General features: G+C 46.1%; 22 protein-coding genes and 1 pseudogene. 9 read left to right on the top strand and 14 right to left on the bottom strand.

Annotated elements, in window-relative coordinates:
• Positions 1-193 precede the first annotated feature (193 nt).
• Positions 194-532: pseudogene (locus tag ACEW9J_RS20620) on the bottom strand (type II toxin-antitoxin system HigA family antitoxin).
• A gap of 220 nt (positions 533-752) precedes the next feature.
• Between ACEW9J_RS20620 and rpe the strand changes: the two are divergent.
• Entirely contained in the window at positions 753-1,442 is a 690-nt protein-coding gene (gene rpe / locus ACEW9J_RS20615) for a ribulose-phosphate 3-epimerase (RefSeq protein WP_373546967.1), read from the top strand.
• Between the two features lie 139 nt (positions 1,443-1,581).
• On the opposite strand, the gene psbM is transcribed toward rpe, so the two are convergent.
• The 8 genes from psbM to ACEW9J_RS20575 form a co-directional block, all read right to left on the bottom strand.
• Positions 1,582-1,698 (bottom strand): photosystem II reaction center protein PsbM, encoded by a 117-nt coding sequence (gene psbM, locus ACEW9J_RS20610; protein WP_373546966.1) that lies wholly within the window; start codon positions 1,696-1,698, stop codon positions 1,582-1,584.
• Positions 1,699-1,864: 166 nt separating this feature from the next.
• Positions 1,865-2,167, bottom strand: coding sequence for a 2Fe-2S iron-sulfur cluster-binding protein (locus ACEW9J_RS20605; protein WP_373546965.1), 303 nt, complete (start codon positions 2,165-2,167; stop codon positions 1,865-1,867).
• 194 nt (positions 2,168-2,361) lie between these two features.
• Positions 2,362-3,927: a TolC family protein gene (locus ACEW9J_RS20600; RefSeq protein ID WP_373546964.1), complete on the bottom strand. Its 1,566-nt coding sequence runs from the start codon at positions 3,925-3,927 to the stop codon at positions 2,362-2,364.
• 77 nt (positions 3,928-4,004) lie between these two features.
• Positions 4,005-5,360 carry a TIGR03279 family radical SAM protein gene (locus ACEW9J_RS20595; protein WP_373546963.1) on the bottom strand — a complete coding sequence of 452 codons (1,356 nt, stop codon included), beginning with the start codon at positions 5,358-5,360 and terminating at the stop codon, positions 4,005-4,007.
• A gap of 116 nt (positions 5,361-5,476) precedes the next feature.
• Complete coding sequence (locus tag ACEW9J_RS20590; RefSeq protein ID WP_373546962.1) at positions 5,477-5,986, bottom strand: ubiquinol-cytochrome c reductase iron-sulfur subunit; 510 nt, start codon at positions 5,984-5,986, stop codon at positions 5,477-5,479.
• 84 nt (positions 5,987-6,070) lie between these two features.
• Entirely contained in the window at positions 6,071-6,775 is a 705-nt protein-coding gene (locus ACEW9J_RS20585) for a DevA family ABC transporter ATP-binding protein (RefSeq protein WP_373546968.1), read from the bottom strand.
• Positions 6,776-6,813: 38 nt separating this feature from the next.
• Positions 6,814-7,998 (bottom strand): ABC transporter permease DevC, encoded by a 1,185-nt coding sequence (gene devC / locus ACEW9J_RS20580; protein WP_373546961.1) that lies wholly within the window; start codon positions 7,996-7,998, stop codon positions 6,814-6,816.
• A 76-nt stretch (positions 7,999-8,074) separates the two neighbouring features.
• Entirely contained in the window at positions 8,075-9,490 is a 1,416-nt protein-coding gene (locus ACEW9J_RS20575; protein WP_373546960.1) for a biotin/lipoyl-binding protein, read from the bottom strand.
• A 163-nt stretch (positions 9,491-9,653) separates the two neighbouring features.
• Here ACEW9J_RS20575 and ACEW9J_RS20570 point away from each other — a divergent pair, with 163 nt between their 5' ends.
• Positions 9,654-10,247, top strand: a complete 594-nt coding sequence (locus ACEW9J_RS20570; RefSeq protein WP_373546959.1) for a TetR/AcrR family transcriptional regulator — start codon at positions 9,654-9,656, stop codon at positions 10,245-10,247.
• Between the two features lie 21 nt (positions 10,248-10,268).
• Here the strand turns inward: ACEW9J_RS20570 and ACEW9J_RS20565 are convergent, their stop codons facing one another.
• Together ACEW9J_RS20565 and ACEW9J_RS20560 are read right to left on the bottom strand one after the other, a co-directional pair.
• Positions 10,269-10,787, bottom strand: a complete 519-nt coding sequence (locus tag ACEW9J_RS20565; protein WP_373546958.1) for a hypothetical protein — start codon at positions 10,785-10,787, stop codon at positions 10,269-10,271.
• A 74-nt stretch (positions 10,788-10,861) separates the two neighbouring features.
• Positions 10,862-11,278 carry a DUF2141 domain-containing protein gene (locus ACEW9J_RS20560; protein WP_373546957.1) on the bottom strand — a complete coding sequence of 139 codons (417 nt, stop codon included), beginning with the start codon at positions 11,276-11,278 and terminating at the stop codon, positions 10,862-10,864.
• Between the two features lie 186 nt (positions 11,279-11,464).
• Between ACEW9J_RS20560 and ACEW9J_RS20555 the strand changes: the two genes are divergently transcribed.
• The gene (locus ACEW9J_RS20555) at positions 11,465-12,613 is read left to right on the top strand and encodes a sensor histidine kinase (protein ID WP_373546956.1); all 1,149 of its coding nucleotides are present in this window, start codon (positions 11,465-11,467) and stop codon (positions 12,611-12,613) included.
• A 9-nt stretch (positions 12,614-12,622) separates the two neighbouring features.
• Positions 12,623-13,249, top strand: coding sequence for a response regulator (locus ACEW9J_RS20550; protein ID WP_373546955.1), 627 nt, complete (start codon positions 12,623-12,625; stop codon positions 13,247-13,249).
• 325 nt (positions 13,250-13,574) lie between these two features.
• On the opposite strand, the gene ACEW9J_RS20545 is transcribed toward ACEW9J_RS20550, so the two are convergent.
• The 3 genes from ACEW9J_RS20545 to ACEW9J_RS20535 form a co-directional block, all read right to left on the bottom strand.
• Positions 13,575-13,763, bottom strand: a complete 189-nt coding sequence (locus tag ACEW9J_RS20545) for a hypothetical protein (protein WP_373546954.1) — start codon at positions 13,761-13,763, stop codon at positions 13,575-13,577.
• 27 nt (positions 13,764-13,790) lie between these two features.
• Complete coding sequence (locus tag ACEW9J_RS20540) at positions 13,791-14,354, bottom strand: Uma2 family endonuclease (RefSeq protein WP_373546953.1); 564 nt, start codon at positions 14,352-14,354, stop codon at positions 13,791-13,793.
• Positions 14,355-14,564: 210 nt separating this feature from the next.
• Entirely contained in the window at positions 14,565-14,774 is a 210-nt protein-coding gene (locus ACEW9J_RS20535) for a hypothetical protein (protein WP_373546952.1), read from the bottom strand.
• 176 nt (positions 14,775-14,950) lie between these two features.
• Between ACEW9J_RS20535 and ACEW9J_RS20530 the strand changes: the two genes are divergently transcribed.
• The 5 genes from ACEW9J_RS20530 to pruA all read left to right on the top strand — a co-directional run bounded on the left by ACEW9J_RS20530 (position 14,951) and on the right by pruA (position 25,915).
• On the top strand, positions 14,951-16,927 hold the full coding sequence (locus tag ACEW9J_RS20530) for a hypothetical protein (RefSeq protein ID WP_373546951.1): 1,977 nt from the start codon (positions 14,951-14,953) through the stop codon (positions 16,925-16,927).
• 143 nt (positions 16,928-17,070) lie between these two features.
• Positions 17,071-18,084, top strand: coding sequence for an arsenosugar biosynthesis radical SAM (seleno)protein ArsS (gene arsS, locus ACEW9J_RS20525; protein WP_373546950.1), 1,014 nt, complete (start codon positions 17,071-17,073; stop codon positions 18,082-18,084).
• A gap of 399 nt (positions 18,085-18,483) precedes the next feature.
• Positions 18,484-19,293: a cyanophycinase gene (locus tag ACEW9J_RS20520; RefSeq protein WP_373546949.1), complete on the top strand. Its 810-nt coding sequence runs from the start codon at positions 18,484-18,486 to the stop codon at positions 19,291-19,293.
• A 364-nt stretch (positions 19,294-19,657) separates the two neighbouring features.
• Positions 19,658-22,375 (top strand): cyanophycin synthetase, encoded by a 2,718-nt coding sequence (gene cphA / locus ACEW9J_RS20515; RefSeq protein WP_373546948.1) that lies wholly within the window; start codon positions 19,658-19,660, stop codon positions 22,373-22,375.
• A gap of 510 nt (positions 22,376-22,885) precedes the next feature.
• The gene (gene pruA, locus ACEW9J_RS20510) at positions 22,886-25,915 is read left to right on the top strand and encodes an L-glutamate gamma-semialdehyde dehydrogenase (protein ID WP_373546947.1); all 3,030 of its coding nucleotides are present in this window, start codon (positions 22,886-22,888) and stop codon (positions 25,913-25,915) included.
• The last annotated feature ends 384 nt before the right edge of the window (positions 25,916-26,299 follow it).

The following is a 26,299-nucleotide window of genomic DNA, read 5'->3' as shown; positions in this document are numbered from 1 at the left end:
TCGATCTCCATCAACAGGGAGTTAGCTTTCGCGAAATCGAACGCAGTACTGGTGTCTCGCATAATACTGTTATTAACTGGGTGAAAAATATGCAGATCGAGAAGTAGGGGTAATTCATGAATTACCCCTACTTCTCGATCGCGCGGGTACAATCACCTCATGCTGATGCCAACGCACAAGGCTGAATCAGCGTTTATGCTGGAATTCCTAATTGTTCGTGCAGCCTTCTAATTATCTCCAATGTTAATGGACGCTTACGGTTGAGGATTTATGCTACTCTAGCGCGACTACCGATCGCAGGTTCTAAATCCTGTCTCGCCAAGCCGCGACTTTCCATGTAGTAAAGAATGGCCTCGATCGGTTCTGGCGGTAAAATCGGCTCGTGTTTGCGTTCGTATGCCTCTACCAGCGTCACTAAAAATTCTAACTTGTCAAACTCTGGCGTTCCTGTAGGTACATCAAATAACCGTTCTATTTCTGTCAAAGCAGCGCAATGAGTTTCCCGATCTCTGATTGGTTGTAAATCGTACATATTAACCTCAAATAGTTGTAGCATCTATATCGTCATCTTCGCGATGAGTACCGATAAATCGAATGAAGATGATGCTGATGCTTGAGCTGTTGTAATCTAGAGATCGAGAGATTTGCGCCGATCGCGATCGACTTGTACGATCGACCCCTAACCCCTGTTAAAATTGTAGAAATTGTAAAATTTTTTACCAAAACTTAATTTTAGGAGAACTATAGTAACCATGAGCGAAAAATCCTTAGTCATTTCCCCGTCAATCCTGTCGGCAGATTTTAGCCGCTTGGGTGAAGAAATTCGAGCTGTGGACGCCGCTGGAGCTGATTGGATTCACGTTGATGTCATGGATGGACGATTCGTACCAAATATTACTATCGGTCCCCTGATTGTTGAAGCCGTTCGCCCCCACACCAAAAAGATTATCGATGTCCACTTGATGATTGTGGAACCAGAAAAGTATGTAGCTGACTTTGCCAAAGCTGGTGCTGATATTATTTCTGTCCACGCTGAGTACAATGCTTCCGCTCACTTGCATCGCACCTTGGGACAAATTAAAGAACTAGGCAAGCAAGCTGGTGTAGTCCTCAATCCTGGCTCTCCACTGGAACTGATCGAATACGTCCTCGACTTATGCGATTTGGTTTTGATTATGAGTGTCAACCCAGGTTTCGGCGGTCAAAGCTTTATTCCCAGTGCAGTTACTAAAGTTGCTAAGTTACGTCAAATATGCAACGAGCGCGGTTTAGATCCTTGGATCGAAGTCGATGGCGGTCTAAAACCAAATAATAGCTGGCAAGTCATCGAAGCTGGTGCAAATGCGCTCGTTGCTGGTTCGGCTGTATTTAATGCTCCTGACTATGCTGAAGCAATTAAAGGCGTTCGCAATAGCAAACGTCCTCAATTAGTAACAGCTTAATTAAGTTGACCGGAGAGCGGGGCGCAAATATAGGCTCAGTCGCACCATCCGAATTTTGCATTTACATGTACTAGCCAAAAAGACTGCTGGAGATTAACCCCAGCAGTCTTTTTCGATCGAGTTGAGAGGCAACCCGCGCCTATGAACCAGTACCAGTATTATTGGAGTTGGTTTGGATATAGAGAACGATCAGGAAAATCGTAGGTACTAAGATGAATAAAAGACTGGCAACAAAACCTAAATTGTTAGTTTCCATTAGCGTAATTTCTATAAATTATTTCGATCGACATATGGACTAGAATATCATTTCCCGTGAGAGTGTAGGAAAGATCGGGATATTTGACTTCTCCGTTCTTCCTCACTAGTCTCAACAAATCGAGCTACTCGAAACCCTCATTCTCACCAGCCAATCACCGCCGACACTAGGATTTGGGTTTAGTATTTACAGATACCGCCCCATTAACTATGGCTTGACAAGCAAGACGGTAGTTATCCGGTTTTTTAGCTAGTTTACGGTTCTCAAAATCAGTTCGGGGTGAGAGATTTTCCATCCCTTCGACGATCTCAACCCCACACATCCCACACTGACCGTAGCCGCCACAGTTGATCAGCTTACCTTTGAAGGTATAGATATCAATTTGGTTTTGAACTGCCTTCTCGCGCAGGTTTGACCCCTGTGCGACGACGATCTCTTTGTTCTCTTTGATAAATTTAATCGCAGTCATCTCGATACCCCCTAAATTAATTTACGTCCTATTAAGGATTATTAAGATTTTTGACGGTTTTGCCAAGGGGGTAAGGTTGGGGATAGGGGGATAGGTGGACGGGGGACATAGAGAAATTAAAACTATCTCATACCTAAAGACCAAAGCCTAACACCTAAACCCTAACACCTAAAGCCTAAACCCTAACACCTAAATTACTGTGCCAAAATTGTGGCTGTGCGGAGACTAGATAGGGCACGGTTGTAATTGAGGATCGCCGTGATGCGGTTGCCACGGGCGGTAGCCAGAGCAGTTTGAGCCACGATTACATCAGTTTGAGTGCCGACCCCAGCTTGAAAGCGCAACCGAGCGAGTTTGAGACTTTCTTCTGCTTGTCTGAGGGCTTGGGTGGAGGTGGCGATATTTTTTTGACTGGAGCCGAGGCTAAAATAAGCTTGTTCGACTTCAAACCGAATTTGATTGCGGGTAGTCGTGAATTGATTTTCAAAAATCTGTTGGCTGACCTTTTCTCGGTTGGAATTCGATCCGGCTGCGCCACCGTCTAGGAAGTTCCAACTCAACTGTGCGCCCAGGCTGTAGTTATCTTGGGCTGAAGTAGAAGTCGTCAGACTCTTACCAAGACCGTATCTAGCAAAAAGATTGACCTGAGCGGAGTCAGCCGCAGAAGCAATAATTTGCTGTTGTTGGCTAATCAGGCGGAGGGAGAGTTGTTGCTTAACTTCGGGGCGATTTTTGAATGCTATGACTACACTCTCTTCGAGGGAGTAGTTCCAGGTACCCGACTCCCGCACGGTATCGGCTGCTGTAAATTGAGTATTATTATCTACGACTAGGAGTTGAGCAATCCTTTGGCGAGCGGTCTGCTGTTGACCTTGAGAATTGGTCAGATCTTGATTGGCGGTCGCTAGCTGCACTTGAGCGCGGAGGATATCAAATCTAGTCCCGACACCAGCCTGTTCTTGGAGCTGGGCATCGCTCAAGCTGCGAGTTGCATCGCGGACGGAGGCTTGGTTGATGATGATGGCTGAGTCAGCCGCTTGGAGATCGTAGTAGGCGGTGATGACCTGACCGCGCACTAGTTGTTCGACTCGAAGCAGATCTAGACTGTCGAATCTAACTTGTTCTTCCGCAACACGGACGCTACTCTGATTTCGACCAGCACTGAGGACATTGTATGTGGCTTGGAGATTGCCTTGGACATCGGTGTTGCTGCTGTTGCCAACTTGAGGTCGATCGCCGATAATTAAGGGCGATCCTTGATTTTGGAGGGTGCTTGTCAATCCGACTTGCACGGATTGAGCGGCTTGTGCTGCGCCAATTGAGGCTTGAGATCGAGCGACTGTCAACCGTGAGGCTTGGACTTGGCGATTGTTGCGAAAGGCAAGATCGAGCGCTTCTTGGAGGGTAATGGCTCTGGTGCCAGTAATTTGCACTTCTCCACCTGTTTTGGGTAGATTGAGATCGTTGGGCAGTTTGCTATTACTGTCAGGTGTTGGGGTGTTAGTTTGGGCGATTTTCGATCGCTCTGGACTAGATTGGTTACTTGTGGCTAGTTGTAGGTGATGGGTATCTCCGCCGCCCAACGATTTTGCCCGTGCGGTTTCTACATATCCCAATCCACCTAAACCCAGCCCAATTATCGCCAAAATTGGTGGAAATCTAATTGTGCTAAGGAAACTAAATCTCTGAGTGCGGCTGGGGCGTGCTGTCACAACGCGCCGACGATCGAGCTGATGAAATAATTGGATCGGAGTTAGCATAGTCGATTAGTCTGTAAAACTGTTTAAAAGATCTGGAAGTCGGATACTACAGTCTAAGTTATATTAGACACTACCCACTAGCAACGATCGGCTCTCGATCTATTTTTCCCTAATTTTTCGAGAAAATCATGAATTCCATTGACTGGAACTAATGGAATCTGTAATTTTTGGGCTAGTTCCTCGATTGTCACATCATCGAGAAACTTGGCTTCGTCGTGTTTGAGCATCACGCTGGGGATTAAAACTCGATCGCCCAAATCTCGCCCTGGTAGCTCGTGAAGTAAATCGTGTCCTGTTAATAAACCTGTGACTGTCATCTGTTGCCCCCAATATTGGCTGGCGATCGCCACCAAGTTGACCGTTAGACCTGGGATACTATTCAACTGGTTGACGATGGGTTGGAAGGCATTTTCGACGGCATTGCCGACCACCCAGGTGCAGATATGAGGAGGATCGATCTCGGTAATTTCCCATTCAGCTATTTCCTCAGCAAATTCATCGAGAAAGCGACGAATCGAACCAACGCCGTTTCCCAGTTGGGGATAGTCTTCGTAGTAATCGCTAGGTGGTAGTTCTACTCCCGCAATCAGATACCATTCGTCAGCTAACCAGACGAAAGTCGAACCAAATTGTTGCCGAAATTCTTGTTGGAGGGCTTCGACTTGGGAGATGACAATTTTGGCTGTGGCTGGCGTGACGGGAGCAAGTTCGGTTAAGTTAGGGCGAAATCGGGTTAGTCCGACGGGAACGACTGCGACGGAAGCCACAGCGGGTGTATCGCCATGATGAAAGCTTGCCAAATCGCGGATTGTGCGATCGAGATGCACTCCATCGTTGATGCCTGGACACAATACCACTTGAGCGTGGATTTCGAGGCGATGAGACTGAAACCATGCCAATTGGTTCATGATTTCACCCGCACGAGCATTTTTTAGTAGTTGCGATCGAATCTCTGGCTCGGTAGCATGGACGGACACATACAGGGGCGAAAGCCGCATCTGGGCGATCCGATCCCACTCCTTGGTACTAAGATTGGTTAGAGTAAGATAGCTCCCATATAAGAAACTCAACCGATAATCATCATCTTTAAAATATAAAGATTCGCGTTTACCAGGCGGTTGTTGATCGATAAAACAAAAGGGGCATTTATTATTACACTGAATCAAACCATCGAATAAAGCCGACTCAAACTCTAGCCCCAAATCTTCATCGTAATCCTTCTCGATCTCAACCTGATGCGCTTTTCCCTTAGCATCTAACACTTCTAAGTCCAGCAGTTCATCCGAACATAAGAACTGATAATCAATCAGATCGCGTGGTTTTTGACCATTGATTTTGACCAATCTATCGCCAGAAGTAAATCCAATTTCTGCCGCGATCGAATCGGGAATAACTCCGGTAATTACAGCCGGACGAATTGTATTTTCACTCATGAGTTGGGATTTAGCAGTGTGGGAGGTGTGGGAAGAATGGAAGATTTTCGCGCGGATTTTGAATTTAAACATTCCCCATGCCTAAACCCTAAAGCCTAAAGCCTAAAACCTAAAACCTAATTTCTCCGTCCACGTCCAGGCGGAGTATTCTGACTGGGCGCGACGGGAGGTGGAGCGACGATTTTGACTAGGACTTGAGTACCAACAATTTTAGCAGGATAGGCAGCTAAAGGCTTGGTCGCAGGGCCATTGATAACGTCACCATTGGCTTCAAAGTTGGAGCTATGACAGGGGCATGTATATCGTTTTTCCCCAGCTACCCATTTTACATCACAACCTTGATGGGTGCATTTAGGGTTGACAGCAATTAATTTTTGAGGATTACTGGGATTTCTTAAAACTGCAACTTCTTTAGTCTGAAGATAGCCGTTTTTTTCTAGATCGGCAACAGTGCCAACTACTGTAAAACCTGAATCTACTTTAGGAGTAGATGGTTTAGCAGAGTCTTTGTTAGTGGTGGTTTGAGCTGTCGATTTAGTTGGAGTGCAGATTGATAAAATTATTGGGAAGCAGCTAGTTAGCCAACCAATGCTAAAATACCTAAAAAATGAGCGACGTTTCATCATAATGGTTAATTGACGATTCAGCAATGCGAACGCTACGCGATCGAATCTAACACTTCAATCTTAGCTAATTTTTACCTGCATCATCTAGATCTGATGTGCTGTGATTAAATCTGGTGCTGTTGTTAATTTGCCATCTTCTAGATAAACGATCGCATCGGCAATATCCAAAATCCGATTGTCATGAGTTACTAACAAGATCGTGCAACCTTGTTCCTTAGCTAATTTTTGCATCAAATCCACCACGTCGCGTCCAGATTGTTTATCTAATGCCGCCGTCGGTTCGTCAGCTAGCAAGATCTTAGGTTGGCTCACTAGTGCCCGCGCGATCGCCACTCGTTGCTTTTGTCCGCCGGATAAGTTGTCTGGATAATAATTTACTCTTTCGCCCAATCCTACTAATTCTAATATTTCGATCGATCGATCTTTCATTTCCTGAATTGAATATTCAGCATGTAACTCCAATCCCATTTTAACGTTTTGTAGAGCAGTTAGGCTCTCATGTAAATTGTGGGCTTGAAAGATATAACCATGATGGCGGCGTTCGATCGTCAGTTGTTTTGCTGAGGCACCACACATTTCCGATCCTAACACTTTAAGGCTACCAGATTGTGCCGATCGTAATCCACCGCATAAAGTTAGCAATGTAGTTTTACCCGAACCAGATGGCCCCGTCATGATGATAATTTCACCTGCATTTATTTCCAGATTGATATCAAATAGCACTTGCTTACGAAGTTGTTCCGTACCAAAATAGTGGTCGAGATTGGTAATTGAAATTACTGGCTCCATCATGATATTTAATTATCAATTATCAATTATCAATTAACTTAGAACATATCAGCAGGATCGGCCGCTTGAACTTTACCCGTTGCAACAGCACCAGAAAGCATACACATAATCAGCGTACCTGTGAGTACCTGAGTTGCTCTAACAATTGTCATCGCGATCGGTAAATTGGTCGCGCCACCAACAACTGTATAAAGTCCTATCGATACGATTAAACCTGGAATAAAGCCTACTATTGCGAGAATTAATGCTTCTTCAAATACGATCCCAAGTAAATAAGCATTACTGTAACCCATTGCTTTAAAAGTGGCGTATTCTTTGAGATGAGCATTCACATCAGTGGATAAAACTTGATAAACAATAATTATCCCCACTAGAAATCCCATAATTGCACCAAGATTAAAAATTGGGCCGATTGGTGTCTGCTGTTGCCAATATCCCTGCTCGAAAGCAATATATTCTGTCCTTGATAGTATCTTAATATCTTCTTTAGGTAAATAAGATTTTAGCTGTTGGATAACTTGCAGAGGGTCGTAGCCTGGTTTTAGCGTTATCAGCCCGACATTGATGTTACCTTGCGATTGTCGAGAAAATAATCGTAAATAATTGTCCTCGCTCGTCATCAGATGCCCATCGGCAGAAAATGAAGAGCCAATCGAAAATAATCCATTGACAGAGATCGTGCGCCTTTCGATTTCGGTAGTGACAGGTTTGCCAGTATCTACGCGCTCGACTACTTTTTCATAATCGCCAATTGCCTTGCGATCGAATAATAACGTATCCGATTGTTTGATTTTATCTAATTGACTATTAACTTCAGGTAAATTGAAAATTGGTGCATCAGGATTGAATCCGACAATGATGAGATTTTTCTTATCGCGAGTTTGGGGATTTTTCCAAGTTACTAAACTGACATACATCGGCTCTGCCGATTTTACACCTGTTATATCCATTGCTTGATATAATCTGCGGCGGGGAAACGTAGACATTGCCCCGATATTTAATGCTTGAGGACTGATGATAAATATATCCGCTTTTAGTTTTGAATGCAAGACAACGGCACTATCAAATAGGGCACCTTGAAAGCCCAATTGCATTAACATTAATAAGTCTGCAAATGCTACGCCAGAAATTGCTACTAAGAATCGGCTTTTGTGCTGGGTAAGTTGGAGCCAGCCAAGTGGAGTTCTCCGAGTCAGATTTTGGATGAGTTTTAGATTAAACATAAGATACTTCGTAATAGGGTGGGCAGTGCCCACCATCTATATTTTAAGCTTATCCGATCGATTAATAAGTCCTAAATCACTGAGAGTTGAGATTAATTACTGCTTGAATTTGCAAGTTAGTAAATTTAGCCGCTTTCTGGCTCGATTCAGGATCTAAAATTGCATGAATTTCCACGACGCGATCGTCAATATTACTAGTTGGATCGGCATTGATTACATTTTGACGCTTGACTTGAATGCCAACCCTTTCTACAGTTCCTTGGAGTTCGCCAGATAAAGAATTACTAGTAATTTTTACTTTCTGTCCAACCCGAATTTTATTAACATCACTTTGGTAAATTTCTACCACTCCATACATTTGACTAGTCTTACCAAGATCGGCAATACCCTCAGTGCCAACTACTTCCCCAGGACGAGCAAAAATCTCCAAGATTTGACCATCTTGTGGCGACTTAATATAAGCTTGAGCGAGATTTTCTTCGGCGCGTTTTTGAGATGCGATCGCACTTTTGACATCTACTTCAGCGGACATCACATCGACCGGACGCACTTCCGCAATTTTATCGAGCGTGAATTGACTTTCTTTAATCTGCTGCTGCGTCGATGTTTGGATCTTTCGCAAATTAGCTCGTGCTTCATTGATTTGCTGCTGCCCCGATGTTTGAATCCGGCGCAAATTAGCTTGAGCCTCGACTAATTGTTGCTTTCCAGAAGATTCAATTCTTCTTAAATTTGCTTGCGCCTGATTTACTTTCTGCTGCGCTGTCTGCAAAGTTAACCGCTTACCATCGCCGCTAGATGCCGACACCGCGCCCTGTTGAGCTAGAGTAGCATAACGTCTATCCTCAGCTTGAGCGTTGATAAGTCCGGCTTGGGCTTCGGCAATGGCTCCAGTTTGGGCTTCGATTTGGGTGGCTGTTTCGGCTACTACTCTGGCAATTGTGGCTTGCTGGGCTTCGATTTGGGTGGTTGTTTCCGCCACTACTCTGGCGAGTGTCGCTTGTTGGGCTTCGATACCCGTCCCCTGTTCGGCTTGCAATCTGCCAATTGTGGCTTGCTGGGCGTTGATTTCGCCCTGCTTGGCTCCAGCTTTGACTTTTACCAGACTTGCTTGGGCGACGCTGACTTTGGCTCTAGCTTCATTTACAGCCGCTTGCAAGCGTCCCTGACTATCCAAAATCACGATTAACTGTCCCGCCTTAACTGTCGCCCCTTCCTCTACCAGCAGTTTCTCTATTTTTACGCCTTCAACTGATGTCGGCGCAGATAGCTTGATGACCTCCCCTTTGGGTACCAGTTTCCCCAGTGCTGTCACAGTTGTGGGCGCGACTACGGCTGTCAATCGCTGCTGTTCTTGTTGTTGCTGTTGTGCTGCTTGCTGTTGATTGATGTAGATAGGGATACCAATACCGAACAATGCCATCGCTCCCAAGATTAGCCGCACTCGCCAACTCGCCTTCCACCAAGGCAATCCATCTGATTGTTGCAACATCCTGTTTCGCTCCAGATTTACTAAACCGTTTAGTAACTTAGTGAATAAAATGAGTGTAGCTTGACTAAACGGTTTAGTCAAGTAGGTAAAAAAGAGTGGTTAGCTACTTAGAATAGAAGATGGTGGAAAGTTATTAAACATCAGGTTGACACAGGCGAGAGATTTGAACGTAGAACACAACGGGGAGAAAGTCGAGCAAATCCTGCAAGGGGCGATGCAAGAGTTTTTGGCACGCGGCTATGCAGGTACGAGTATGGAAAAAGTTGCCACTGCGGCTGGTGTATCCAAGCCGACAGTCTACAGTCATTTTAAAGATAAAGAAATATTATTTCAGGCATTAATTAAAAATCTAGGAGAGAAAAAATTTAACTCGATCTTTGGTAGCGAACCACTTATTGGAGAACCTAAAATTGTACTGCGAAATCTAGCTGAAGCAACCTTTAAAAAATTTGAAGATGAAGAATTTACTTCCTTTATGCGAGTGCTCATCGGTGAGTCTGGACGCTTTCCAGAATTAGCAAAAATATGTACTGTTAATCTATTTAAGCCTGTCTCTGAGGTAGTTAGTCAATACATAGCTTCACATCCAGAGCTAAAAATATCTGACCCAGAAGCAGCAACTTCCCTATTTGTTGGGACATTAGTTCATTATCATCTCTCGCAAAATATTCTCCATTCAAAAGAAGTGATGCCGATCGATCGATCGCGGATCGTTGATAATTTGATGGAAATGATGTTGAAATCGATCGAAGATTAATTAATTTTTCAATCTTTTGCTTTAGTAGTTTAAACCAATACCAAAAAGTATCCCTACATCAGCTTGACGATCGCTAACAAAGCCTACATTTGTCCGAATTGTCCCGGTTAACTGTTCGGATATACTGAGATCGACACCACCTGTAATCAGGGGAACAATTCTGACACCATTTTCATAGTACGTCATGATTCCTCCGCCTAGAAATGGAGTAAAGAGGCGATCGATCGGTTGATTGTATGTCAATGCAATTGCCGAAGCAGAAACCGAACTCCCAAAGATTGTATTGGCACTATGGATCGCTAGATTTTCGGTGAGTACTCGTTTGGAAAGCAGTGCAAAACCCCCAGAGGATAAAGAGGTAGTAGTACCCTGAAGTCCGGTCGCACCACCGATGCCCACATAGCTGCGTTGTTGAGGTAATGTTTGCGATGGTAAGGATTGAGCATTTCCGGTTGGAATAGATGTCCAGTCGCAGAAAAACGCGATTGCACTTATTAAAAATCTAGATAGATGAGCATTGTGGATCGTGATGTTGGGCATGGGGGGGTATCATTGATGTAAAGTTAATAGTGGTAATATTATTCAAAACAAAGTTAGTTTAATTTTAATTAATTTTACAAATAACTTGCCCTAATCTGAGTAGTGCTTTGACCTACTACTACGATCGTGGTATCTTGAAAACTTGGTGGGCCGTTACTAACTTGTGGATTACGAGAAAATCCAAAACCTTCTTTGGGAATACCCAAGAATCCGGTGTTTATTTTACCATCAGAATTGGCATCGTGCAATAGTGCAACTGCATAACTACCAGGCTCTAGATTTCCAAAAGTTATGCCACGGGAAACATCACCCGATTGAATACATTTAACTGCAACTGCCCGATCTTGTCGATTTGGAAATCCTTGCGATTGCGAGAATAAACTTAAACAAACCTGCCCGTTTTTATTGTTCACTCCATCAATCGTCACCGTTAGACTACTCTTACCTGCATGGGCAGCAGGTGAGATCGAGATCGTTCCACCAATAGACATTACTAATACAGTAAATATAGAGCAGAACTTCGATATTTTCACAATAGATTTAAAAACTACTCATTCAAGATAATCGACAATCGGTTGGACTGACAGTCATAAATAGCATAAGAAAACATGACCCAGGTCACTATTATCACTGTCATAAATATAGTAAGGTGAGGGAAATATTCCCTAGATAAAATTTTGACTCGTCCCGATCTAAACATGCTCTTCACACGAGAATCGCGATCGCAGAACTTTTGCTACTTGGAATGGGTCTCGATTACGGTTCACTTTGGGATGTGGTTGAGCCGTCCAACTGCCGACTTATTGACATTGCTGGGATTTTATGGGGGATTCCTCTGGCTCGGTTGGAGCTTTCCAGTGGATCGATCGATGTGGCAGCGGTTTTTGTATGTTGTGGCTGGATTGGGGATGACAATTGCGGCTCGGTGTGCTGGGATCGATTTAGGACTATTTTTATTTTTTTACTTTGCCAAAAGCTACTTTCTCCTCAATCGCCAGATTACCCTAATGCTGTGCTGGGGAATGTCAATTCCCTGGCTAGTGAGCGAATACTTTGCCGAACTAGCGCAACTCCCAGCGTTGCCAGCAAGTAGCTCGACCTCACTCAATATGTTGCTGGGGGCATCAGCCGTTTATGCGGGTGCGAGTGTCTTTTCGTTGATGTGTTGTGCAATGGTGCTGGCTGATGAAAAGAGTCGTTACCAGATTTCTGAACTCTCAGAGCAAGTAGAATCTCTGGCTACATCACTGGAGCGGACGCGGATTGCCCGTGAAATCCATGATTCCTTGGGGCATACATTGACAGATCTCGATATCCAACTTGCACTGGCACAAAAATTGCGATCTCACGACATCAACAGATCGTTCCAAGCCGTCGATACTGCCAAACTACTCGCTCATCAATGTATCGAGGATGTCAGTCAAGTACTCGATCGGATGAGACAATCTGATTTCAATCTCGATCGAGCATTGATTGGGTTAGTAGCACAACTGGGGCAATCAGCGGGAATTGAGGTGAAATGGCAGATCGATCTCCCGCAATTTTCAGTTTATAAGAGCTATCAAATCTACTGTATTGCCAAAGAAGCTCTGATGAATGTTCAAAAACACGCCAATGCCAAGCAAGTAAGTTTTATTGGCAGTATAGTTGCAGATAGAATCCTCCTTGAAGTTCGAGATGATGGAATCGGCTTCGATCCCCATCAATTTACGACAGGTTTCGGATTGCAGGGGACGATCGAGCGAGTACAATTGTTAGGCGGCAAGATCGAGATCCACACCGCCGCCGCGCGTGGTACTCACATCCAGGTGCTACTCCCACTCTAAAGTGCTAATATGATTCGCGTGTTGCTGGCAGACGATCGAACTAGTTTTAGAACAGGCTTGGCAGCAATATTAGCAATCGAGCCAGACTTAGAAATTGTCGGCTTGGCAACTCAGGGACAAGAAGCGATCTCCCTTGCCACAGCTCTGCAACCCCAGGTAATTTTGATGGACGTGAGGATGCCCGACTGCGATGGTGTTCAAGCCACCCGCGAGATCCACGATCGGTATCCGTGGATGCGGATCTTGATGCTGACCACATTTGATGATGATGAGTATATTTTTCAATCGCTCCAAGTCGGTGCCCTCGGCTATTTGCTCAAGCGCACTCCTACCTCAGAAATTGCGGCGGCAATTCGAGCGGTTTCTCAAGGCTACAGCCAACTTGGGCCGACGATCGCACTCAAAGTATTTTCTCGCCTCCAGCCTCCGCTTGTAGACGCTACGCGCCCCGCTCTGAGCAAACGCGAACTTGAAGTGCTCAGACTCATCGGTATGGGTAAGAATAATCAAGAAATTGCTGGGGAACTCTATCTGAGTGAAGGCACTGTCAAAAACCATCTCACCCAAATTCTCAGTAAAATGAGCCTACGAGATCGCACTCAAGCAGCATTGTGGGCACAAAAACATCTCAGCTAGACAATCGCAGTCGATCGCATTTTAACTATTTAGTTTGCTATAGTCGGTATTAATACATCTTAGTTAATCTACAAACTAGATAGTCCGCGTAGGCGGACTTTGGATCATTCGCAGCAACTGAAGTCGCTAGCAGTTCTTACACGAGAAGTATTGGGATCGGCAACAGATCGAGGAATAAATCTAATAGTTCCAATCTCGGCTTAACCTTCTGAGTCTGGGTCGAATCTAATATTTTCAAATACTTGCTCGATTGGAAAAGTCAAATCGATGCTTTCTAGCTCGATCGTATCGCCTGCTACATAGCTCAATATCTCCCAAGTGAGATCTAACTTAAAATATCCGATCGAGTGCGATCGGCATAAAATACCGTTATACTTTTTGCAATTGGATCTACTATCCATACTTGCAATACACCACCAGTTAAATAGTTATCGATTAATTCATAGGTGATATCGGCAGCATCTGCCAATGCCCAAAATTCTGCTTTGGTGATTCCGATATTAGTGTTGGACATAGTAAAGCAGTGAAAGAGAGCCAAAATTTATGAAAATATCCGATCGATCTCTGCTTTAAACCCAGGTAATAACGGCGAAGTTAGTGTATCACCCCTGAAAAGTGTCGCTACTAATTGCAATTGAGCATCCGTGCGGCGATAGATTTCTAGAGTTTGTAATTGCCAATCGACAATCCAATATTCTTGCACACCATGACGGGAATATAACTTTAGTTTGATGCTTCTATCTCGCTGTTCGTTTTGCGCGCCGGAAGAGAGAATTTCTACTACCAACTCTGGCGCAATCTTAAAATGTCCCGCGTCATCGATACCTCGATCTAAACGCGCTTGACTCGCCCATACCAGATCGGGAATTACGGCATCTGTGGTGGTAAAAACCAAGCCAGGAGCCTGAAAACTGCTCCCTAGTTGCGTTTCTTCCGACCAGGTTTCTAGCCGTACTTGGATCTTGCTGGCTGCACCTTGATGGCGAATGTGGGGAGCGCGAGTCACAAATAGTTCTCCTTCAATAATTTCATGGCGCAGCCAGCCACCATCATCGGGCATGGCATCGAGATCGGCGGTTGTCCAGTAGAGAGCATGAGCGACCATCGGTTTTACCTGATAAGCTTATGTTCTATTATATTAAACAAAATGCTAACAGGCGCAGAAGGTAGCTAGGGTTGGTAATCTTAGGCATTATCACTACTAATTTACCTCGAGCTGCGGCTAGCTCAGAACACGTATGATAGATAGTATCAACTTCTGAGATCGATCGACTATGTGCCCCAAACTACAACTCCCACCGCTATTAACTCCACTTCATTGGTGGGGATCGTTATTGCCGTACAAGCCAGTTTCTGCCAAGTGCAGATCGCTCCTGATGCCTGTTATCTGCCTAAGTACGCAGAGTAGACGACTCATGGCTTTGGCACGCTGGGCACTCTGTAATGGAGCTGCCAAGACTGCATCTAGCGTCTGTCGCAGTTGGATCTCAACTGCTGAAGGCTCTGGCAAATTTGAACTATTCATCAATGGCTAAACCTGAATGCACCAGTATGGTATTACTTACTCAGTGGATTCACGGATATTTATGCAAATTCAGAGCCGTGCAGAATATTTTTGTACTAGTACAAACGTATTTACCAGTCCCAATGATAGTTTCAGCCAGAATTGGGCACAATATTAGCAATGAGATAGGTGAGTAGATGCGACTTATTGCGGCACAGTCAATTAATGCCATTATCGATAGTCTTCAGGCACAAGTAGATAGTGAGATTGGGAATAAACAACAGTTAGAAAATCTCAGCTCTCTAGTTTCGATCCAAGCACTACAAGATCTAACTGCGAGACTAGCCAAGATTCGGAGCATTCTCAATATCCAACGATATAATCTGGTATTTATCGGGCAAGTAGGCGCAGGCAAGACGACGGCAATTTGTCATCTATTGAATTTAGTCCGAGAAGTTGATGTCGATCGCACACTACGAAGTGGTAAAAAAGTCAAGATTAAGCAAACTAAAGAATTGCTCTCAACTGGTGCGGGTAAAAGCACAATTTGTGAAGTAGTAATTCGTCCAGCTAAATTTACTTATGTAGAAATAGATCCGTATGAGTCTAGCGAACTGCAACAATTAATCGAGGAATTTGGGCTATGGATTTGGCAAAAAGCACACCCGACAACTGTTAAAATCCGAGTTGAAATACCGCCGGATGAGTTACTTAGAGCGATTCGGAATATTGTTGAGTTGCCAGAGACGATCGTTCATGGCAAGATTGAAGATTGTGCTGTGGGATTTGCCTCATATTTTACGATCGATCGCTACAATGATTTCAAGCAGGAATTAATTCAACGTGGTAAATTGTCAGCAAGAACCGCAACTAATATCCGTCCCGATCGAGATCTAGATGAAAAATTATGGCTGGGTGAAGTATTTCAATCTCTGAATGTTGCTAAACTAGCTGATTTTTCTATCCCTAAACGAATCTATCTGAATTTATCCAACAAAATATTAGATTTCAGCCATCAACGAATTGGGAATATTATCGATACTAGAGGATTGGATTTAGCTACTAAAGATCGCCGAGATTTGGCTTTTTATATTCGCGAAAGTGATGAATCGATCTGTGTATTTACGGAGAGATTTCCATCAGCACCAGCAAATGTCATTCAGATTATCGGTAAATATTTGACCCCAACATCAAAAGATATCAATACAAAAATTGCACTATTAGTAATGCCCCGCAAAGGTGAACCAGAAAAAGTAATCGGTGCAGATGGTCGAGCTGTAGACGATCTAGAGCAGGGATTGGCACTGAGAAAAGCAAATATTGACAATGTATTTAGTAATGAGAATATTAATCTACCATTCGGGAATATCTTGTTTTATGATGCTCTCCAAGCATATTTAGGTGATGGCAGTCTAGATCGATCGGATGAATCAATAGATATCGAGCTAGAGCGTCAACAGGTATTTATAGAAATCGAGCGGGTTATCGTCGATCGAGAACGACAGTTAGAAGGCGAAGTGCAACTTCTTGCCCAGCAACTCGAACAGATTCGATCGGGTAGAGATTTTTCCCAGTTTGAGAATGAGATTGTAATGGTTTCTGGAAAAAAGATCCGTGAATTTAGTAACTTAAATTTAGGAAAACATAGTTTTTCAGCAGACTATGTAGATATGCTCCCAGAACATCATTGCGTACTCCGCGCCACTAATAATCGATACGGGCAATATGAATTGAGAGATATTGATATTTATTTTAATGGACGATATCTAGCTGAAAGTTTAATTCGCCAAAGTACCGAAAAATATAAATCTGAGATTTTGACAGTTATTAGTTTTATCGATACTGAAATTAGTGCTGGTTCGACTTTATCCCCACTAATGCAGCGATTACGCTCTCAGATTGACGAAAATTACGAACGACTAGCGATCGATCTCGGTGCGGAAATCGAAGCTGTTTTGAGCGATCGACTATTCGCACCCCAAGATTATGATGAGTCTCAATTCTGGCAACAAACAATCGATCGCTGGGGGCAAGGTTCGGGATATAAAGGAGATGTACTATCTCTATACACTCAGCAGGTAGAATCGATCGATACAATCTTTATTGACTCGATCCAAACAGCCTGGAGCGAGCGGATTATTCAACCGATTTTAACCTTTCTCGGCGATCGATAATTTAGGCTTTAGGCTTTAGAGGCTGTTTGAAAAGTTATGAGGATACCAATTCAGCAACGCTAAGATTGCGATGCTAGCCGATCGATCGGATCTAGGGTCGAACAAATTAGGTTAGGATCGATGTATATCATCATCGCCGCAACATGATTCAACCACCCGCAGCCCTAGAATTGTCTGCTCCTGACATTACCCCATTCAAAACTAAACTAAACTTTTCCCTAACCAAAAAACCGATAACGATTCTACAAGTAAATCTAGGTAAACGTTGCAACCTCGCCTGTACCCATTGTCATGTCGATGCTAGTCCCCACCGCACCGAGGAAATGTCCGATGATATTGCCAGTCGAGTTATCGAACTAATCCACACATTTCCCCAGCTCGAAACGATCGATCTCACAGGCGGTGCACCAGAATTGCTTAATGGTTTCAAACCTATTCTCGCAGCAGCCGTAGCCAGTGGCAAAAAAGTCATTGTCCGTTCCAATCTCACCATTTATTTTGTCCCTGGTTATGAGGATATCCCTGAACATTGCGCCCAAAATCAAGTCCGAATTGTGGCTTCTTTACCCTGCTATCTAGCAGATAATGTCGATACAATGCGCGGCGAGGGAGTATTTGATGCTTCGATTCGTGCCCTCCAATGGTTGAATCGGTTGGGCTATGGGCGCGATCCTAATTTACAGCTAGATCTAGTCTATAACCCACCAATTCCGATATCGATAGATTTTCGATTGACTCCCGATCAGGTGGTGCTCGAACGAGATTATAAAATGTTCTTTGAAGAACATTTTGATATTAGTTTTAATAATCTCTTTACCATTACAAATTTACCGATCGGTCGAACAAAATTTCAACTAGAACATCACCAGTTAACACAACCTTATTTACAGTTCTTAGAGTCTCATTACAATCCCAGTACAGTAACAGGATTGATGTGTCGCGACCAACTATCGATCGATTATCTTGGGAATGTTTATGACTGTGATTTCAATCAGATGGCAAATCTCCCTGCTCTAACTAGTGAGGGTGAGGTATTGAAGATCGATCGACTATTAGCCGCAGGTACTCTAGATCTGATTAGCGAAATTCAGACCGAAACTTATTGCTATGGCTGCACGGCTGGGTGCGGTTCTAGTTGTGGCGGAGCCTTAGTCTAAATCAGGGTAGAGGGTAGTAAAAACGCCGCTTGTGGGTACCCTCAGATCTGTACTAAGCAATAGTATATTTAGACTGGTGCAAGATGTGAGTAAATCGGCTCAAGTTCTTAGCCTGCAACAATATTCAATTACTTTCGCAGGAGATCTGTTTAAATCAGTAGATCCCCCGATCCCCAGATTAGTGGTGGCTAAATGTTAAATACGATACAAAAATCTGTAGGAACTGTTTGATATGTTAATTCAATCTGCGGTAGGTGTGTTGAGATCGATTTAGAATCGATTAAGCTTGAGGCTTAGTCAGACTCAACCAAACTTTGATTTTGCTCCACCACGGTGATATGATGGGACACTTAGAATCAATTTATGCTTGAAGTACAGTCGATCATACCTCAACAATCCATGTTAATTTCTACCCATTATCCAGTAATGGTTATTGGTGGAGCAGAAGACAAAGTTAACGGGTGCGGCATCTTGACCGCAGTCTTTAGAAGTGCTGGTGGCAAGATGGCGACAATCGGTGTCATCCCCTGTGCATCACAAGAACCCAGCGTTGTCGGCGATCGCTACCACCAGATATTTAAGGGGATGGGTGCCCCACAAGTGCATATCCTAGGTATTCGTCAGCCCAAAGAGTGTGACGAAGAACGCTGGTTGGATATTTTGAGCCAATGTAGTGGTGTGTTCATCACGGGAGGCGATCAGTTGCGGTTGCGCGATCTGATTGGTGGTAGCAAGTTTATGGCATCCATCAAACAAAGAATTGGGCTGGGTAATCTCGTCATGGCCGGAACGAGTGCTGGTGCGGCGATCGTTGGTGAAAAAATGATTTCCGGCGGTAGCAGTGGCGAATCCCCGAATCGATCGCTAGTCGATCTGACCGATGGTTTAGGGATTTTCCCCGATTTGCTGGTGGATCAACATTTCCACAACCGCAACCGGATGGCGAGATTGATGAGTGCGATCGCCGCCCATCCCGATAAGTTGGGGATCGGCATCGACGAGGATACCTGTGCTGCTTTTGAGGACGATTACATCTTTGAAGTCCTGGGTAGAGGGACTATTACCATTATCGATCCAGGGGGGTTGACACATACAAACTATTTGGCGACTGATGAAAATTCGCCGATCGGTCTTCACAACCTCACCGTTCATGTGTTGAGTCATGGCGATCGCTACGACTCCCAATATCGGACTGTCTTGCGATCTTAGCGATGATTTAAATGGGATCGATCGGTCTAGTTAATTGCCGATCGTCCAGCTGTGGATTGCCCCAACATTAGGTCGATCGCTTTTGTCAGAGTCCTAGCTGGAGTAACTTCCAGCTAGCATGGTAAGTTATTTCGATGTGCTAGTGCTCGTTTATACTTTTCAATACCGAATCAGAGCTTTTTGTAACATATTTTACAGAATCAGTAACGCATTTTGGAATTAAGTAAGGGTACTATACAAATATACTCAACTAAGATTTAAGAAGAGAAAACAATCGGTTGAGTCAGCCTGCTGCCGAATCTTATTTAAAACTCTAAGTTTGCATTCAATTTAAGTAGAATCAGCTAAATCGTCACCTACATTTATGAAAATTCTCCAGACGCAAACGCTTCGAGGTCCTAACTACTGGAGCATTCGTCGCTCAAAGCTCATCCTCATCCGACTCGATTTAGAAGACCTAGCAGATCGACCTTCCAATACCATTCCAGGATTTTATGACAGCCTCATTGCGGTTTTACCCAGTTTAGAGGAGCATTATTGCTCGCCTGGTTGCAAGGGCGGATTCTTGAGTCGGGTGCGGGAAGGGACGATGATGGGGCACATCATCGAGCATGTGGCACTAGAGCTGCAAACCTTGGCAGGGATGCCAGTAGGGTTTGGTCGCACCCGCGAGACAGCAACGGCAGGTATCTATCAAGTAGCGATCGAGTACCAAGTCGAAACAGCAGGGCGATATGCCGTCAGAGCTGCCCTCCGCCTGTGTCAGAGTATTATCGAAACAGGCACTTATTCCCCCGCCGAACTCCAAAAAGATTTGGCGGATTCGATCGAGCTGCGGAATGAAGCAGCGATGGGCGCGAGTACTGACGCATTGGTCAAGGAAGCTCAAATACTCGGCATTCCCTGGATGCACTTGGAGACGTGCGATCTATTCCAGTTGGGCTATGGCAAATATCAAAAACGGGTACAGGCTGCGCTGACCTCCAATACCAATATCATCGGCGTGGAACTGGCATGTGACAAGGAAAAAACCAAAAAAATCTTGGCGAGTATGGGCATTCCCGTCCCGCTGGGGATGACGATATATTCCTTTAATGAGTTAAAAGACGCGATCGACAAATTAGGCTATCCGATCGTGATCAAGCCTTTAAATGGGAATCACGGGCGGGGAATTACGATCGATATTCAGGACTGGGAACACGCCGGAATCGGCTACGACCGCGCTCGGGAGATCTCCAATGGCGTCATTGTCGAACACTTCTACCAAGGACGAGATCACCGGATTTTGGTGGTCAACCATAAGGTGGTGGCGGTAGCAGAGCGAGTACCCGCTCACGTAGTCGGGGATGGGATCGCCACGATCTCCGCCCTAGTCGAACGAGAAAATCACGATCCTCGGCGTGGTGACGGTCATGACAACATGCTGACCAAGATCGAACTAGACGACTCTACTTCCGAAATGTTGAACCGTCAAGGTTGGACGCTCGATACCATTTTGCCAGCAGATCGGGTCTGCTACCTACGGGCAACTGCGAATCTGAGTACGGGCGGGATCGCGATCGATCGGACCGACGAGATCCACCCAGATACCTTGTGGCTAGCCGAACGCGTATCGCACATTATCGGGTTAGACGTAGCGGGGATCGATGTAATCACCACAGATATCACCAAGACCCTGGCAGAGGCAGATGGGACGATCGTGGAGGTCAATGCGGCACCTGGGTTGCGGATGCACATCTCGCCGAGCCAAGGCGTCGGTCGCAATGTCGCAGCACCGATCCTGAATATGCTGTTTCCACCTGGAACCCCAACGCGGATTCCGATCGTCGCCATTACGGGCACCAACGGCAAAACTACCACGACGCGATTGATCGCTCATATCTTTAGTCAGGTGTATGATGCAGTCGGCTTTACGACGACCGATGGCATTTATATTGGCGATCGCTTACTCGAAAAGGGCGATACTACAGGGCCACAAAGTGCCCAAATTATTCTCCAAGATCCGACGGTGGATATTGCCATCCTAGAGACGGCGCGCGGCGGAATTCTGCGATCGGGTCTAGCATTCCAACACTGTGATGTGGGAGTTGTTTTAAATGTCGCCGCCGATCATTTAGGGTTGGGTGGGATCGATACGATCGACCAAATGGCGCGAGTCAAAGGGGTCATCGCCGAAGCAGTTCACGTTGACGGCTATGCCGTGCTCAATGCCGATGACGAGCGGGTAGCGGCGATGGCAAAGGATGTACCTGGGAAAGTTGCCTATTTTTCGATGAATCCCGACAACCCCTTAGTGCGATCGCACGTTCAACGAGGGGGAATTGCTGCGGTTTATGCCGACGACTACCTGACGATTTTACAGCAGGATTGGGTGCACCGGATCGAAAAAGTCGAGCGCGTCCCAGTTACACTCGGCGGACGGGCACCATTTATGATTGCCAATGCCCTCGCTGCCAGTCTAGCAGCCTTTGTCCAAGGTGTGAACGTCGAACACATTCGGGCAGCCCTCCGCAGTTTTAAAGCCTCAGTCGAGCAAACCCCAGGGCGGATGAATTTATTCAACCTCGGTCGGTATCATGCGCTGGTGGATTATGCCCACAATCCCGCTGGATATGCCGCTGTAGGTAGCTTTGTCAAAAACTGGCCCGGTCATGCGATTGGGGTCGTTGGGGGGCCAGGCGATCGCCGCGATGAGGATTTGATGGAGTTGGGCAAGCTGTCAGCGACGTTCTTCGATCGGATTATTGTCAAGGAGGATGATGATACCAGAGGTCGCCCGTGGGGTGATGCGGCAGAGTTTATCGTCCAGGGGATCGAGCAGGCGAACACAGCTAGCACTACTATAGTCCCGCATTCAATTATGCTCAATGAGGCTGAGGCGATCGAATGGGCGTTGGACAATGCCCCAGACAATGCTTTGGTGACGATCTTCCCTGATGATGTCAGTCGGGCGATCGCGCTGATTATGTCTCGCAATCCAGTTCCTGATGAGCCAGAAGTGATGTCTCTAGCGGAGTTGAAGCCAGATAGTTCACCGATCTACGATCCGATGGTTGCTGGTAGTAATGGCAAGTATAGTTGACAATTAGTTCACATTATGCGTGACTGCTTGTAGCAAGCTAATCGGCAGACGATGTATACTTGCGGGTTGCGGGTGTTATTTGTGGGGGCAAAACCCGGATCTGGGGGTTCCGACCCCCAGACCCCCCGTGCCAGAGGCGGAACGCCGCCTCTCAAACTCTCCTGCGTAAGGGTCGATCTGTTGGTGGCGTGGCGCGCTTCGCATTAGCTTCGCCAGGGAATCGAGCTGTGGGTGTGGTTTATCGATCGGGTTGTCCGATCGGTGATTTCAATCGCTGTCTAATCGCCTTGGCGGTTGCTATAATTCTTGAATTACATGGATCTGTAGGTTGGGTTAAGCAAGGCGAAACCCAACAGCCCCAGCGAAAGTTTCTTCACATCTAGCAAGGTTTTCTAAATCCTGTCTTGTCTAGCTAAATCCTCGGCAGACTTTGTATTCCGATCGGTGATTCCAATCGCTGTCCGATCGCCTTGGCGGTTGCTATAATTCCTGAAGTTAAGAGGTTTTCTGATGATTGCGATCGATTCGTCTCGTTTGAGTTCTGATGCTAGTATGTCTGCTTACGAGGATAAGACTCAAGTTATTGCCCGTCAATTACTTGCAGCGACTACCGAAAAGAGATCGATCTTTGCTAAGGTGCGCGATACATTTCGCTGGGATGACAAGCTGCTCAGTTGGACGATGGATAACCCCAGCTTGCGGGTGCAACTATTCCGGCTGATCGATTGTTTGCCATCGCTGACGACAAAAACTGAAATCGCCCGTCACCTTCAGGAATATTTGAGCGTTCCTGATGTGGAATTGCCCCAAGCACTCAAAGGCTTGCTCAACTTTACCGCCCCTGACTCGATGCCTGGACAGGTTGCGGCAACTACGCTCTCTACGGCTGTCGAAACCCTAGCGCGAAAATACATCGCAGGGGAAAACCTCAAGCAGGTATTCAAGAGTATCGATCGACTCCGCCACCAATCGATGACTTTCACCATCGATCTCCTGGGCGAGGCTGTAGTCACCGAAGCCGAAGCTCAATCTTACCTCGATCGCTATCTGGAGTTGATGGGGCAACTCACAACAGCCGCCCACAACTGGTCTCCAGTGCCCCAAGTCGATACTGCCGATGGGGTAAATTTAGCCCAAGTTCAAGTTTCGGTCAAGCTCACGGCATTTTATTCCCAATTCGATCCGCTCGATGTCCAGGGTTCTCAGGCAAATGTCAGCGACAGGCTTCGTACTCTGCTCCGCAAGGCGCAGGAAGTGTGGGCGGCGGTACATTTTGATATGGAACAGTATCGGTACAAAAACGCGACCCTGGCGGTACTCAAGCCCCTGCTGATGGAACCAGAGTTTCGCGATCGCACTGATATTGGGATCACTTTGCAAGCTTATCTCCGCGATAGCTACCAGGATTTAGAGGACACGATCGCCTGGGCAAAACAACGGGGCAAACCGATCTCGGTCCGGCTGATCAAAGGTGCTTATTGGGATCAGGAGACGATTATCGCTCGTCAAAATCATTGGCCCACCCCCGTCTACAATCACAAGTCCTCGACGGATGCCAATTTCGAGCGGATGACCCAACTCCTGTTGGAAAATCACGAGCATCTATACGCCGCGATCGGTAGTCATAATGTCCGCTCCCAGGCTCACGCGCTCGCGATCGCCCAAACCCTCAAGATTCCCCAGCGACACCTAGAATTTCAAGTCCTCTATGGGATGGCGGACAACCTCGCTACCGCCCTCGCCCAGCAAGGTTATCGCGTGCGGGTCTATTGTCCCTACGGCGATCTAATTCCGGGGATGTCCTACCTGATTCGGCGGTTATTGGAAAATACCGCCAATAGCTCCTTTCTCCGTCAAAGCGTTTCAGAACAACCGATGGAAGGACTATTGACTGTGCCAAGTTGGGGCGCAGGCGACATTGATGCGGAAGTCCAACCTACCCCGATCGCTTTACCCACAGCGACGGTGACGCGGATCGATCCCGCCCCAGATACAGACTATGCGATCGCCGAATTTCGAGCTGCTGCTAGTACCGCACTAGCCACCGTCAGAGAGCAGTTGGGGCAAACCTATCAGCCCCTCATTGATGGCGAACGAGTGCCGACACACCAGACTATCCCATCTGTCAATCCATCCAATCCAGCGGAGATTGTCGGCTCGATCGGCCAAATCGATATCCCTCAGGCAGATCGCGCGATCGCCGCCGCCAAAACCGCCTTTAAAATCTGGCAACACACCCCAGTCACAGAACGTGCCGCCATCCTCCGCCGCGCCGCCGATTTACTCGAAGCGCGTCGTCACGAACTCAATGCCTGGATGGTGCTGGAAGCAGGTAAACCGCTCCAGCAAGCCGATGTAGAAGTATCTGAAGCGGCGGATTTTTGTCGGTATTACGCCGCCGAAATGGAGCGAATAGATCCCGAAGTCATCTACGACGTAGCAGGGGAAACCGATCGCTACTTCTATCGCCCCAAAGGGATCGTCCTCGTCATCTCGCCCTGGAATTTTCCCCTCGCCATTCCCACAGGCATGACCGTCGCCGCCCTCGTCACAGGCAACTGTGTCCTGCTCAAACCAGCCGCCGTCACCTCGGTTATCGCTGCCAAGCTGAGTGAAATCCTCGTCGCTGCGGGGATGCCCAAAGGGGTATTTCAATACGTCCCAGGTAGCGGCTCCACCGTCGGTGCTCACCTAGTCAAACACCCCGACGTCCAGATGATTGTCTTCACTGGCTCCCAGGAAGTCGGGTGCCAAATCTACGCCAGCGCAGCCATCCTCCAACCAGGGCAAAAGCACTTGAAACGCGTAGTTGCCGAGATGGGCGGCAAAAATGCGATCGTTGTCGATGAAAGTGCCGATTTAGACCAAGCGGTACAGGGCGTAGTAGCTTCAGCCTTTGGCTATAGCGGTCAAAAATGCTCCGCTTGCTCCCGCGTGGTGGTATTAGCGTCGATTTATGAGCCGTTTGTGGCGCGGCTGGTAGCAGCGACCAAATCATTAAACGTCGGAGCTGCCGACAATTCCAGCACTAAAATTGGGCCAGTCATCGATGCCGCCGCTCAACAGCGAATTCGCGAGACGATCGCCAAGGGCAAACTGGCAGCTAATCTCGCTCTAGAGCTACCTGTACCCGAAATAGGTTATTTCGTCAGCCCAGTCATTTTCACCGATGTCGATCCCCAATCTAGCCTCGCTCAGGAGGAGATCTTTGGCCCTGTACTATCAGTGATGAAAGCCGATACTTTCGATCGAGCCTTGGAAATCGCCAATGGTACTAATTTTGCCCTCACAGGTGGACTTTATTCGCGGACACCTTCGCATATCGATCGCGCCAAATCCGAATTTGAAGTCGGAAATCTCTACATCAATCGGACGATTACAGGCGCGATCGTTGCCAGACAGCCCTTTGGTGGCTATAAACTATCCGGCGTCGGCTCCAAAGCTGGCGGCCCAGATTATCTGCTCCAATTCCTCGATCCCCGCACGGTGACTGAGAATATTCAACGTCAAGGCTTCGCACCGATCGAAGGTGTAGAGTAGGAACTATGGTACGATCGATTGCCAATGCCAGAATTGATTGCTAGTGCTAAATCTCGATTAGGTATCTTTTCTAGAAAAGACTATAACTCTGCGCTGGTAAATCGATCGTCGTATCCTTCGGCAATCTCGACAATAGTATCAAGATTGATAATCAAATTAGACTCCTGCTCGATCTGAAAGGCTTAAAGAATAAAAGTTTGCTAATGACAACACAAACAAAATTAACTGCTTTGGAAAAGCAGAGTTAGAACCCACATTCCGCACTTCAGATTTTACGACAATAAATTCATAGCCAAAATTAACTGAGAATTATATTTACGACATTTGCGACATCAAAAATACAATAAAATGAGCATGACAATTTCTAGTCTTTGCCTATCTTCA

Origin of the sequence: Chamaesiphon sp. (assembly GCF_041737865.1) — a bacterium.
Taxonomy (GTDB): domain Bacteria; phylum Cyanobacteriota; class Cyanobacteriia; order Cyanobacteriales; family Chamaesiphonaceae; genus Chamaesiphon.
This window is presented reverse-complemented; position numbering and strand designations above follow the sequence as displayed.